This is a genomic window from Cyanobium sp. HWJ4-Hawea (assembly GCF_024345815.1).
Classification (GTDB): domain Bacteria; phylum Cyanobacteriota; class Cyanobacteriia; order PCC-6307; family Cyanobiaceae; genus Cyanobium_A.
This window is the reverse complement of sequence record NZ_JAGQBV010000024.1, coordinates 20195-32543: the sequence shown is the minus strand read 5'-3', so window position 1 is coordinate 32543 and position 12349 is coordinate 20195. Positions and strand designations below refer to the sequence as shown.

Here is a 12349-nt window from a genome sequence, read left to right as displayed (position 1 = left end):
GTGAGCTGGCTTGTGCCCACGTAGCTGGATTGTTCGCCGTGGCCCCAGAAGGCCTCCAGGTCGTAGTAGTTGCGCTCGCTGGGGGTGAGCACATGCACGATCACATCGCCGTAGTCGAGCAGCATCCACTTGCCCTCCTTCTGGCCCTCCCGGCGCAGGGGCAGGCGACCGGTTGCCTCTTCTACCTGATCTTCCACGGAACGGGCGATGGCCCGCACCTGCACATCGGATAGGCCACTGCTGATCACAAACCAATCGGCCAGGGAAGACACCTCATCAACCCGGATCAGCCGGATATCAACAGCCTTGCGGTCATCGGAGGCTTCGGCGGCGAGCCGCGCCAGGGCTTCACTGTTTAGATCCTGCTTAGGGATCGTCTGGCTATCCATAGACGTTCTCACTGCTCACTGATTGACGGGATCCCTGCTGCTGGGCCATTTCGGCCCGGGCCTTGCCGGCACTCTTGCGCAGTGCTTCGAGACGGTCTTCGAGGAAGGCCCGCTTTTTCTTCTTGCGGGTCTGTTCGACCAGCTCCTTCAGGGCGCCCCCAAGGCTTTTGTAGGCATTGGGAAGGGTGTAACCAAAGCGGGTAGCCAAATCAATCGCCCGTTCATCGGCGGCAAGGGCGTCCTTTAGGCGCTTCTCTGAATTGTTTTTGAGATAGAGGCGGTAGCCGGCAAAGCCCGAAAGACCAAGGGCCATCACCAGAAGCAGACCGTCCTGGACCCAGAGCTCACCAATGGCACCACCTAGGCCAATGGCCAGAGCTGCCATTTCCCAGCCATCCCTGGGCACGGCGTCGTTTTGCACCCGACCCACCTCATGCCAAAACAGCAGGTTGCGGTGGTCGAGGGCGAAGCCATCCCACTTTTCCAGATCGAGCTGGATCTCCACCTCATCCCGGCCGATCTCCTCAATGGTGATCAGGGGGGGATCCACGGAGGCCGCGGCTTCCACAAACACCCAGCTCTGCATTTCCGGAGGCAGTAGCCCCTTCAAACGCTGGAGTTCACTCATGGATTGGAGTCGCTCTTGGATACTTGATGCCGTAGGGGCAGGCTAGCGACTGAAGGCCCCATGAGAGGCTGGGCGGGCTTGGCCTCCGCCTTACCCCATGCCCCGCCGCACGGACCTGCGTCGCATCCTGCTGCTGGGTTCTGGACCGATCGTGATTGGTCAGGCCTGCGAATTCGACTATTCCGGCACCCAGGCCTGTAAAGCCTTGCGGGCCGAGGGATTTGAAGTGGTGTTGGTGAACTCCAACCCCGCCTCGATCATGACCGATCCGGACATGGCGGATCGGACCTACATCGAGCCGCTCACCCCCGAGGTGGTTACCAGGGTGATCGAAATCGAGAAGCCCGATGCCCTGCTGCCCACCATGGGCGGCCAGACGGCCCTCAATTTGGCGGTGGCCTTGGCCGAAAACGGCACCCTCGCTAAGCACGGCATTGAGTTGATTGGCGCCAACCTGGCCGCCATCCAAAAGGCTGAAGACCGGCTTCTGTTTAAGGAGGCCATGGCCCGCATTGGCGTGGAGGTGTGCCCCTCAGGCATTGCCAAAACCCAGGATGAAGCCGAGCTGGTGGGCGATCAAATTGGCAGCTATCCCCGCATCATTAGGCCCGCCTTCACCCTGGGGGGATCCGGCGGAGGCATTGCCTACAACCCGGAGGAATTTCGGGCGATCTGTAAGAGCGGCCTGGAGGCCAGCCCGGTTTCCCAAATCCTGATTGAACAGTCTCTGCTGGGCTGGAAGGAGTTTGAGCTGGAGGTGATGCGCGACTCCGCCGACAACGTGGTGATTGTCTGCAGCATCGAAAACCTCGACCCGATGGGCGTTCACACCGGTGACTCGATCACCGTGGCTCCCGCCCAAACCCTCACCGACCGGGAATACCAGCGCCTGCGCGACCAATCGATTGCGATCATCCGCGAGATCGGCGTGGATACGGGCGGCAGCAACATCCAATTCGCCATCAATCCAGCCAATGGCGACGTGGTGGTGATTGAGATGAATCCGCGGGTGTCGCGCAGTTCGGCATTGGCCTCAAAGGCCACCGGTTTTCCGATCGCCAAAATCGCCGCCCGTCTGGCCGTTGGCTACACCCTCGATGAAATCGTCAACGACATCACCGGCGCTACCCCGGCCTGTTTTGAGCCCACGATTGATTACGTAGTTACCAAAATCCCCCGCTTTGCCTTTGAGAAGTTCCGCGGCAGTCCGGCGTTGCTGACCACCTCAATGAAATCGGTGGGTGAGGCGATGGCGATTGGCCGTTGTTTTGAGGAGTCGTTTCAAAAGGCGATGCGCTCCCTGGAAACGGGCCATGCCGGCTGGGGCTGCGATCGAGCCGACCTGCCCATGGACCCCACCGACCTGGAGCGGGCCCTGCGTGCCGCCAGCCCCGATCGCATTTTTGCGGTGCGCAGCGCCATGCTCGCGGGCCGCAGTGATGCTGAAATCCACCAGCTCAGTGCGATTGATCCCTGGTTCCTGGCCAAATTGCGCCGGATTGTCGATGCCCAGGGGCGCCTGTTGAGCGGCCGCGGCCTGGCCGATCTCCAGGCGGCGGCGTTGCTGGAGCTCAAGCAGCTCGGTTTTTCCGACCGTCAGATCGGCTGGGCCACAGGCAGCGATGAGCTGGAGGTGCGCCGCCATCGCCAGGCCCTAGGGGTCAATGCGGTGTTCAAAACGGTGGATACCTGCGCCGCCGAATTTGCCTCCAGCACCCCGTATCACTACGCCACCTATGAGCGGCCCATGGAGCGGCTGGGGGCCGATGGCAGCCTGCGCCAACTTCCCGCCGAAGACGAGGTGCAACCCGATGGTCGCCGCAAGGTGATGATCCTCGGAGGTGGCCCCAACCGCATCGGCCAGGGCATTGAATTCGACTACTGCTGCTGCCATGCCTCCTTTGCCCTGCAGGAGGCCGGTTTTGCCACGGTGATGGTCAACAGCAACCCGGAAACTGTTTCCACCGACTACGACAGCAGCGATCGCCTCTACTTCGAGCCCCTCACCCTTGAGGACGTGCTGAACATCATCGAGGCCGAAAAACCGGAGGGGGTGATCGTGCAGTTCGGGGGCCAAACCCCGCTCAAGCTCGCCATTCCGCTGCTGCGTTGGCTGGGAAGTGCGGAGGGCCTGGCCACCGGCACCCGCATTTGGGGCACCTCCCCCGAATCGATCGACAGCGCTGAAGATCGGGAGCAATTTGAAGCGATCCTGCGCCGCCTGGATATTCGCCAGCCCCGCAACGGCCTGGCCCGCACCGAGGCGGAAGCCCGTGCGGTGGCGGAGCGGGTTGGTTACCCGGTGGTAGTGCGCCCCAGCTATGTGCTGGGGGGGCGCGCCATGGAGGTGGTCTACGGGGAAGAGGAGCTCAATCGCTACATGGTGGAGGCGGTGCAGGTGGAGCCCGACCATCCGGTTTTGATTGATCAATACCTCGAAAATGCCACCGAGGTGGATGTGGATGCCCTTTGCGATGGGGCCGGCCAAGTGGTGATCGGTGGCGTGATGGAGCACATCGAGCCAGCGGGCATCCACTCGGGAGATTCGGCCTGCTGCCTGCCCACGGTGAGCTTGAGCGCTGAGGCCCTGGCCACGATCCGCACCTGGAGCAAGGACCTGGCCCTAGCCCTTGATGTGCGCGGCCTGATCAACCTGCAATTTGCAGTGCAGGGCGACGCCCAGGGCAAGCCGATGGTTTTCATCATTGAGGCCAATCCGCGGGCATCGCGCACGGTGCCATTTGTGGCCAAGGCCACCGGTGTGGCCCTGGCCAAGGTGGCCAGCCAGGTGATGGCGGGTAAAACCCTTGCAGAGCTTGGCCTTTGCGCCGAACCGAGGCCGCCCCTGCAAACCGTCAAGGAGGCGGTGCTGCCCTTCAAGCGTTTCCCCGGCTCCGACACCCTGCTGGGTCCGGAGATGCGCAGCACCGGTGAGGTGATGGGGATTGCGGAGGGTTTTGGCCTGGCCTATGCCAAGGCGGAGCTGGCGGCAGGCGAAGCCCTGCCCACCGGTGGGATGGTGTTTCTCTCCACCCACGACCGCGATAAGGAAGCCCTCGTTCCCGTGGCTAGCAGGCTGGCGGAGCTTGGTTTTTCCCTCACCGCCACCAGTGGCACGGCGGCCGTGCTGGCCGCCAGTGGCCTCAATGTGGAGCCGGTTCTGAAGGTGCATGAGGGCCGCCCCAACATCGAGGACTCGATCCGCTCCGGCCTGATCCAGTTGATCATCAATACGCCAATTGGCCGCAAGGCCATTCACGACGACAAATATCTGCGCCGGGCCGCCCTGGACTACGCCGTGACGACGGTCACCACCCTGGCCGGGGCCCGGGCGGCGGTGGAGGCAATCGCCACCCTCCAGCAGCAGGAGCAGGTGGTGGTGCATGCCCTACAGGACATACACCCTCAGTAGGGATACTGAGTTGCTTCCGAATTGCAACATGATGATGCCATGCGCTTGGGGCCATGGATGATCACGTTGCTTAAGCGGCTGGAGCGGTGTGTCGGCTGAGGCGGGTTCACACCACCGTGAGCCTGCTCAGATCACCACTGAAACCAGTGATCTCAATGATTCCGTCGCTGCCGCCCTGGAATCCGGCCTGCCCATCATTTAGCGCCAGGAAGGTGCGGTTGTTGCTGCCAGCGCCGAGGCTGAAAGTCACTGCGTCGTTGGCGCTGAAGTTGCGGCCATTGAGCAAATTGCCCACTTCAGCCAAATCCAGGCTTGCCACCCGGCCCAACTGGCTCACCTTGCCTACAGCAGACCAACCATCGATCACATCGGTGCCAATCACCAAATCGGTGATGCGGTCGAAACCACTCAGCAGGCTGTCGCCCATGCCGTAAGCAAAGGTGTCGCTGCCAGCACCCCCGGTCAGGATGTCGCCGCCACCGAGGCCCCGCAGGAGGTCGTTACCGCCGCCGCCATTGAGATTATTGGCAAAGTTTGAACCGGTGATGGTGTCGGCATTTTCCGAGCCCACAACATCCTGAAAGCCCTTCACCACAAGGCTGGCGCTGCCCACAAAGGGAAGATTGTTGATGGTGAGCGATTCTTTGGAGAGGTCCACCGTCATTGTTGCGGTAGTGCCTGTGCTGCCATCGATAACATTGCGGCGATTGGGGTTGGCCTGGATCACCTCCACGTCGAAGCTGGCGATGGTGTCTGTGCCAAGGCCCCCGGATTTGCTGATAACGCCACCGCGGCTGAGGGTGATGTCGGCGTTGAGGCCGGAGTAGTCGAGGGTGTCGATGCCGGCACCACCACTGATTGAGTCGCTGCCTGCTGTTGCTAGGAAGCGGTCGTTTCCATCTCCACCTGAGTAGTTATTGGAGCTGTTATCGCCCACCAGCACGTCATTGCCGGCGCCGCCAAGCAGATTCAGCGGCAGGGGCCGGGGTGCGGGAGCGGGTGCTGGGCTTGGTGCTGGAGCTGGAGCAGGTGCTGGAGCTGCGCCGATAAGCGGAGCAACGATGGGAGGGCGTTTGGCCGAATTTGCTGGGGGCATGGGAAAGAGATTTCAAACTGCTTCGAACCAACTCTCCTGCATATATTTGTCTGAACTGTGACTAAGCCCTAGCAATTTGTGACTGGATCTGACTGGGGCCTGGTCATATTTGGCAATGACTCCCCTATCTCCAGGCACAGTTCAGGCGCATTGCTCCCGGACATTGGTGGATGAAATGAATCCCCATCCAATGGCAGTTTCCTTCTCTTCCCCAGGTTCTCTAGCACTTGGCCTTGTTCTGCTCACAGGTTTTGTTGGTACTCCGGGCCGTGCGCAAGAAACCACTAAAAATTTGAATACTGTTCCCGCAAGACTTGTGCCAGCAAAGGTGTTGCCGGAGCGAGCTCTATCCGAGCTGAAGGCCCTTGAACTTGAAAAATTGGCGAGCCTGCAGAAACTGAACCGTTTGGAAGAGGCTTGCATCAGTAGGGCCAGCAACCTGGAGGCCCTACACCAGTGCAGACGCGAAGAGCATCAGGCCCATAGGGAACTGCGCAAGAGTGTGGGTCAGAGGATGGCGGTGATCAGCCAGCGCTATGGGTTGCCATTGGCTAAGCCAAAACACGAATATGGTGGTCGCAAGGGCGAACCGCAGACTTGATCAAAGCCCATGGCTAAGCCCTTCAAGGTCTGGTTGGTAGACGACGATCCGGAGCTCAGGCAAATGCTGGGCTCCTATCTTTCTGACCATGGTTATGAAGTTCGCTGTTTTGAGACGGCTGAACTATTCCTAGTCCGTCTTGCGATTCAGCGCCCTGATCTGGTGGTGCTCGACGTGATGCTGCCCGGTCAGGATGGCCTCTCTTTGATGCGCCAGCTTCGGGGAGCCCAGGATGATCTGCCCGTTGTGATGTTGACCGCAAAGGGTGATCCGGTCGATCGCATTATTGGCCTTGAACAGGGGGCAGACGACTACCTGGCTAAACCATTTTTGCCCAGAGAACTGACGGCGCGGGTGGATTCGGTCCTGCGCCGCCATAGCCAGAGACCAGTGGGAGTGCCCTTGGAGGGGGAGGAGCCTGTGGTATTTGGTCAATGTGTGCTGAACCTCCATACCCGCACCCTGCAGAAAGGTGATTGTATTTTGGCTATTACTACTGGTGAATTTAGTCTGTTAATGGCTTTCGTTCAAAATGCCCATCGACCCTTGTCAAGACAAAGGTTGATTGATATTGCCAGGGGGCCTGCCAGCGAAACAGATCTGCGCAGTATGGATGTTCAGGTGTCCAGGCTAAGGAAGCTAATCGAGGCTGACCCACGTCGACCAAGATATATCCAGACGGTCTGGGGATTCGGCTATGTGTTTGTGCCTGAAGGAAAACCAGCGGCCTGTTGATGGCATTTCCTGTGCTTAACAAGGCATCGCTTTCTTTCCGCCTTGTTGGATTTTTTATGTTGTCTTGGTTGGGCAGTTTGTTGCTATTTCGCTCGGTTTTAGCTGCTAAAATTGAACAAAATCAGATTGGTCAGTCTGTAAATATTCTCGCCCATAATATCAGCCTTAGTGAGCTTGCATTGGAGCGCTACCCGCCCGCTGCTGTCTCTAACCTTAATGGTTATCAGTTATTGGTGCACCAACTTCCCAGACAGGCTGGAAACAGTGATGGTGTATTGCTAAGGCAGCTATCAATTTTGAAGCCACTGCTGTGCGATCGGCTTGGTCATTGCCCGGAAATGGAGCCTGCCCTCAAGCCCGATAGGGGGATCTGGATTCACCTTGCTTCTCCTTTGGAGCCAGTGTGGCTTTTCTTTCCCCTGCCCTCCGCTCAATTTCTCAGCACCGATCCCCTGCTGCTTTCCCTTTCCCTTATCACCGGTAGCGTGATGGCTGGGGCGATGTTTTTATTCCTTGAGGTGCGTAGGCCATTGCGCCGATTGGAGCAGGCCATGGCCGAGGTGCGCAGCGGTGCCGACGGCTCACCCGCTCCAGCAACTGGAGCCCTGGAAGTAAGGCAGTTGAGCCTCCATTTCAATTCCATGCTGTCCCGTATCCAGGCCAGTGAGAGGGAGCGACAGACGATGCTGGCGGGTATAGCCCACGACTTGAATAGTCCGCTTACCCGCCTGAGGTTACGGCTGCAGGGTGGTTCAGCACCAGGCGACTCGTTACTTTGCCTGGATTCCCATGCCCAGCGAAAGCTGGGAGCAGATTTAGATGCCCTTGGGCGTATTACCCAGCAATTCCTTTTGTTCGCGGGATCAGGTAGCCGGGAAGGATTTGTGGAGGTTCCACTGCACCAACTGCTAGAGGAGCTATCTGCCCACTACGACGGCCAGGATTTGCGGCTGGAACTTGACGAAATCCAAGCCTCAGTGCAGCCGATAGCCCTCATCCGTGCCATTGGCAACCTTATCGACAACGCCCTCGAATATGGCGAAGCTCCATTGCTATTGCGCCTTATTTTGCTGAATCCGTATGCCTATGCGATCGAAGTGATTGATCGCGGCCCAGGCATTCCAGATCAGGAACTTGATTTGGCCGTTGAACCTTTTCAGCGCCTAGATCGCGCTCGCAGGGGGGAGGGACACTGCGGGCTCGGTTTGGCCATCGCCAAGAGGATTGCCCTAGCCCATGGGGGCGACCTCCAATTGAATCCTATCCCGGCAGCAGAAGGGGGTGGCCTTTGCGCATGTTTTTGGGGTAGCTGCCAGCCCTTGGAGCGGGCTTAGCGATGGGCATTCGATTACCAAATTGTTGCCGTCCGGCCCTGGCTGGATCATTGATATTGGCTTCCTTAATTGCACCTTTGCCAGTTCTCTCCCAGGATCAGAGGGCGTTCCAGGTTCTCAGGGACCTAGAGCAACAAAAGTTGCTTGAGTCTCTGCAGCTGGTCCGTATCTCCATTCGCTGTGTGGATGCGGCCCGCAACATCCACGCCCTGCAGGAATGCCATCGGCAAGAGAGGGATCGGGAATGGGAGCAACGGGAGCGCTTTCGTCGGCAGATTGGGGCTGCCAGGGCCCGCTTTGGCCTGGGGCGGCCAAGGGAAGAATCTCCCCCCAGGCCTGGCTATGGCCCGCCCCCTGAGGGGCGAGAGGGCCGCCGGCCCCCGCCTTGGTGAATTCAGCGCTAGTTGTCTGCCAGGGCTCACTAGGGTGATTGCTTGCACTCTTAATCCAGATACTTCCGCCATGACCGTCGCCGGTAGCGATTGCACCGCAGCCTTCAAGGCCGCCTACTCAAACCGCTACACCTGGGAGCCCGGTTTTGGTGGTTACCAGGGCCGTTGCATCTGGGAGCAGGGCGACCAACGGGCGGAGGGCAGTTTCCAGGTGGGCGCCGATCTCAAGGCCCAGGTTGGCGGCATCGACGACGAAGAAATTAAAAAGGCCGTGGCCTCCCAGCTGTGGGAGGTGGCCATCCACCGGGTGCGTCGCTCCTTTGAGCAGACCCACGGCGAGAACACCTTCACGGCCGGCGACACCGATGCGGTCGGAACTGAGGTAATCGTGGGTGGCAAGAACAGCGGCGACCGCTACCGCATCAAGGGCGATGTGGTCACGATGGTGCACCGTCACATCCACGGCACCGTGGTGACGATCTTCACCGAGAGCACCACCGACACCGGCAGCGGCTACTTAAGCCACACCTACACCAGCCAGTACGCCGATCCCACCAGTGGTGAGCTCAAGGGCGGCAAGAGTCGCTTCACCGACACCTTTGTACCCCTCACCCCTAGTGGCCCCTGGGTGCTGGGTGGACGCGTGGTCGAAACCGAGGCCCATGGCGAAGTGCCGGCCGGCCGCCAGGAGTTTCATTTCGAGGACTTGGCGCCCCTGGCCTAGTTCAGGGGGCGGGCTGGCGGCACAATGCGCCCATGCTTTCCCTTTGGCTTGGCGCCTACGACCAGGGTTTGGCCTATGGGGGCCTGGCCCTGGGCACCTACCTGACCCTGCGGGTCCTCAATTTTCCCGACCTCACGGTTGATGGCTCCTTTGCCCTGGGTGGCGGGGCCGCGGCGATGTTGATCAGCCAGGGAATCTCCGTGCCCTGGGCCCTGGCGGCGGCGGTGGCCTGCGGCTGCCTGGCCGGCATGGTTACGGGCCTGATCCACACCCGCCTGGGGGTGAACGATCTTTTTGCCGGCATCCTCACCACCACCGGGCTGTATTCGATCACCCTGCGCCTGATGGGGCGCTCCAACATTCCCCTCACCGATACCCCAGCCGGGATCTTGAAGCTGCCGGATTTGATCCCCGGCCTCGATGACAACTGGGCAATTGCCCTCAGCCTGGTGGTGCTTGGCCTGGGGTTATTGCTAGCCCTGCTGCTTTCCACCGATTTCGGCCTGGCCCTGAGGGCATTGGGCAACAACGCCACCATGGCCCGGGCCAATGGCATCAACCAGGGACGCGGGCTCACCTTGGGCATTGCGGCTGCCAACGGTTTGGTGGCCCTATCCGGTGCCCTGGTGGCCATCTACCAGGGCTTTGCCGACGTGACCATGGGCATTGGTTCCCTGATCTTGGGCCTGGGCATGGTGATCATTGGTGAATCGGTTTTGCGGCCTCGTTCCTTTTTGATGGCCCTTGTGGCAGTGGTGTTGGGGGCGGTGTTGTTCCGGGCCCTGATTGCGATTGCCCTGCAGTTGGGCCTCGATCCGATCGACCTCAAGCTGACCACGGCCGCACTGCTGTTGTTTGCCCTGGCCTTTGGTCGCCTGCGCATTCCTGGCCTGGCTGACCAGGGCAGGGGCTCGTAATGGCAGCGGCTGGCCTGAGCATCAGGGAGCTCGATTGGGGCCACCCCCTGCCCGGTGGCGAGTGGCGCCAGCTGTTTAGGGACTTTTCGCTGGATTGCCCCCGGGGCCAATTTGTGGTGGTGATTGGCAGCAATGGTTCGGGTAAATCCACCCTGCTCAACCTGGTGGCCGGCACCCTCAAGGCCACGGCCGGCAGTATTCGCCTGGGGGAGCGCCCCCTGGAGCGCCTGCCCGACCACGGCCGTGCCCGCTGGATTGGTCGGGTGATGCAAAACCCCCTCGACGGCACCTGCCCCACCTTGAGCATTGCTGAGAATCTGCGCCTGGCCGAAAGGCGTCACCGTCCAGCCCTCAGTCTGCAGGGGCTTTTAGGGCTCCATCCCAGCCCCGGCGATCGCCGCCGCTACAGAAGCCTGCTGGCTGGATTGGGCCTGCCCCTGGCCGACCGCCTCGATGAACCTGTGGGTCAACTTTCGGGCGGTCAGCGCCAGACCCTCAGCCTGGTGATGGCCACCCTGGGATCCCCCGATTTGCTGCTGCTTGACGAGCACACCGCCGCCCTTGACCCCCGGGCCGAAGCCACCGTGATTGGCCTTACCGAGCAATTGGTGCGCCAGTTGGGCACCACCACCTTGATGGTTACCCACAGCCTCAAGCAGGCCCTAAGCCATGGCGATCGATTGGTGATGCTCCACGACGGCCAGCTGATTGGCGATTGGGATGGGGAACAGCGCCGGAGCTTGAGCGAGGAGTCGTTGCGGGCCCTCTATGGCTCGGCCATAGTGAAATCCACCAGCTAAACCGCTCCCGATGGCCCTGCAACGGCGTGAATTCCTTGGCCTGATGGGGGCCGGTGCCGTCAGCACCATCGCCCTTGCCGCCTGCGGCCGATTGGGGACCCCCAAGGTGAAGGGGCCGACGATCGGCATGTTGCAGATGGTTGATGCGCCGCCCCCCACCCTCACCCGCAAGGGTTTTGAGGCTGCCCTGGCGGAGGCCGGATACCTGCCCGGCAAAACGGTCAATTTCATCCAGAAAGATGCCGCCGGCGAACTGCCAAACACCACCCTGGTGATGAAGCAATTCGTGGGCGAGCCGGTCGACATGATCCTTGCCGTGGGCACCCCACCCCTGCAGGCGGCCATGAAGGTGGCACCGGAAACCACCCCGGTGATCTTTTGCTATTGCTCCAATCCCTGGGGAGCTGGTGCCGGCACCCCCCCAGGCGGGGTGGGCGAGCACAGACCAAATGTGGTTGGCACAATTGGCACCAATCCGGTGGGTAGGGAGCTTGACCTGGCCCGGGCCTTTAATCCCAACCTCAAAACCGTGGGTTTGATCTTTAACCCGGGTGAACCCAATTCCTCCTACGAAGCCGAGATCCTCAAGGAGGAGGCCGCCAAGCGGGGCATCACCGTGGTGGATCAATCCGTGGCCAATTCAGGGGAGGTGCTCCAGGCTGCCCAGGTGCTGGCGCAAAAGAAGGTGGAGGCATTTGTGAAAATCGGCGATTACGCCACCATTCAGGGATTCGCCTCGATTACGAAGGTGGGCGCGGCTAATAAGATCCCCGTCTATTCGGTTGATGCCGATGACATCAAGTTGCCCGGTTGTTTGGCCACAATTGGCTGGGCCTACTTCGACGATGGCTATGCCGCAGGCAAATTAGCAATTAAGGTTTTGAAGGGTGAATCCCCAGCCAAACTCCCCTTTGAGCCCCTAACTAAAACCGAGCTACTTGTTAACGAGTCAACAGCAAAGGCCCTGGGATTGGAGATTCCCAAGGCCGTGCTCGCTGAGGCAAAGCAGGTAGTTAGTTAGGTAGTTTTTTAGTACTAAAATTTGCCAGGTATCTAAAAATGACCCCTATTCGGGGAGTGCCTCTACCTCTTTGAGGCGCTCATTTAGCTGCATGGCCATGGATTGACGGCCAACTGCTAACACCTTCAGGGTGTCTTCGTGCATGCGTAATTGGGCATCGGCCACCTGCATGCCCCTCACCAGCTCCTTTAGCTCATCGGGAAGGGTGGCGAGGTCGTAGCGCTTGCCCTCGAATGTCAGAATTGGGGGCTGGTTGTCTTGGCCGGCGGGGTTGGAGTTGTCCAAGGAGGGGGAATTAGC

At 60.2% G+C, this 12349-nt stretch carries 13 protein-coding genes; 9 read left to right on the top strand and 4 right to left on the bottom strand.

Annotation, left to right across the window (positions count from 1 at the left end; translation table 11 throughout):
* Together rsfS and KBY58_RS07130 are read right to left on the bottom strand one after the other, a co-directional pair.
* A partial coding sequence (gene rsfS / locus KBY58_RS07135; protein WP_255003638.1) for a ribosome silencing factor occupies positions 1 to 389 on the bottom strand: 389 nt, incomplete at its 3' end.
* Positions 382 to 1017 (bottom strand): DUF3318 domain-containing protein, encoded by a 636-nt coding sequence (locus tag KBY58_RS07130; RefSeq protein WP_254933070.1) that lies wholly within the window; start codon positions 1015 to 1017, stop codon positions 382 to 384. The genes KBY58_RS07130 and rsfS, both read right to left, overlap by 8 nt.
* Before the next feature lie 97 nt (positions 1018 to 1114).
* On the opposite strand from KBY58_RS07130, the gene carB reads away from it, so the two are divergent.
* The gene (gene carB, locus KBY58_RS07125) at positions 1115 to 4429 is read left to right on the top strand and encodes a carbamoyl-phosphate synthase large subunit (protein ID WP_255003636.1); all 3315 of its coding nucleotides are present in this window, start codon (positions 1115 to 1117) and stop codon (positions 4427 to 4429) included.
* Between the two features lie 106 nt (positions 4430 to 4535).
* Here the strand turns inward: carB and KBY58_RS07120 are convergent, their stop codons facing one another.
* Complete coding sequence (locus KBY58_RS07120; RefSeq protein ID WP_255003635.1) at positions 4536 to 5525, bottom strand: bluetail domain-containing putative surface protein; 990 nt, start codon at positions 5523 to 5525, stop codon at positions 4536 to 4538.
* Between the two features lie 163 nt (positions 5526 to 5688).
* On the opposite strand from KBY58_RS07120, the gene KBY58_RS07115 reads away from it, so the two are divergent.
* The 8 genes from KBY58_RS07115 (at position 5689) to KBY58_RS07080 (ending at position 12049) form a co-directional block, all read left to right on the top strand.
* Positions 5689 to 6126 carry a hypothetical protein gene (locus tag KBY58_RS07115; RefSeq protein WP_255003634.1) on the top strand — a complete coding sequence of 146 codons (438 nt, stop codon included), beginning with the start codon at positions 5689 to 5691 and terminating at the stop codon, positions 6124 to 6126.
* Positions 6127 to 6135: 9 nt separating this feature from the next.
* The gene (locus tag KBY58_RS07110) at positions 6136 to 6861 is read left to right on the top strand and encodes a response regulator (protein ID WP_254933075.1); all 726 of its coding nucleotides are present in this window, start codon (positions 6136 to 6138) and stop codon (positions 6859 to 6861) included.
* A 296-nt stretch (positions 6862 to 7157) separates the two neighbouring features.
* Entirely contained in the window at positions 7158 to 8195 is a 1038-nt protein-coding gene (locus KBY58_RS07105) for an ATP-binding protein (RefSeq protein WP_255003633.1), read from the top strand.
* A 56-nt stretch (positions 8196 to 8251) separates the two neighbouring features.
* On the top strand, positions 8252 to 8587 hold the full coding sequence (locus KBY58_RS07100) for a hypothetical protein (RefSeq protein WP_255003632.1): 336 nt from the start codon (positions 8252 to 8254) through the stop codon (positions 8585 to 8587).
* A gap of 70 nt (positions 8588 to 8657) precedes the next feature.
* Entirely contained in the window at positions 8658 to 9311 is a 654-nt protein-coding gene (locus tag KBY58_RS07095) for a DUF3386 domain-containing protein (protein ID WP_255003631.1), read from the top strand.
* Positions 9312 to 9343: 32 nt separating this feature from the next.
* Positions 9344 to 10228, top strand: a complete 885-nt coding sequence (locus KBY58_RS07090) for an ABC transporter permease (protein ID WP_255003630.1) — start codon at positions 9344 to 9346, stop codon at positions 10226 to 10228.
* Complete coding sequence (locus KBY58_RS07085; RefSeq protein WP_255003629.1) at positions 10228 to 11028, top strand: ABC transporter ATP-binding protein; 801 nt, start codon at positions 10228 to 10230, stop codon at positions 11026 to 11028. The genes KBY58_RS07090 and KBY58_RS07085 overlap by 1 nt, the downstream gene beginning before the upstream one ends.
* Before the next feature lie 10 nt (positions 11029 to 11038).
* Positions 11039 to 12049, top strand: a complete 1011-nt coding sequence (locus tag KBY58_RS07080) for an ABC transporter substrate-binding protein (protein WP_255003628.1) — start codon at positions 11039 to 11041, stop codon at positions 12047 to 12049.
* 45 nt (positions 12050 to 12094) lie between these two features.
* Here the strand turns inward: KBY58_RS07080 and KBY58_RS07075 are convergent, their stop codons facing one another.
* Positions 12095 to 12334 (bottom strand): DUF6447 family protein, encoded by a 240-nt coding sequence (locus KBY58_RS07075; RefSeq protein ID WP_255003627.1) that lies wholly within the window; start codon positions 12332 to 12334, stop codon positions 12095 to 12097.
* Positions 12335 to 12349 lie beyond the last annotated feature (15 nt).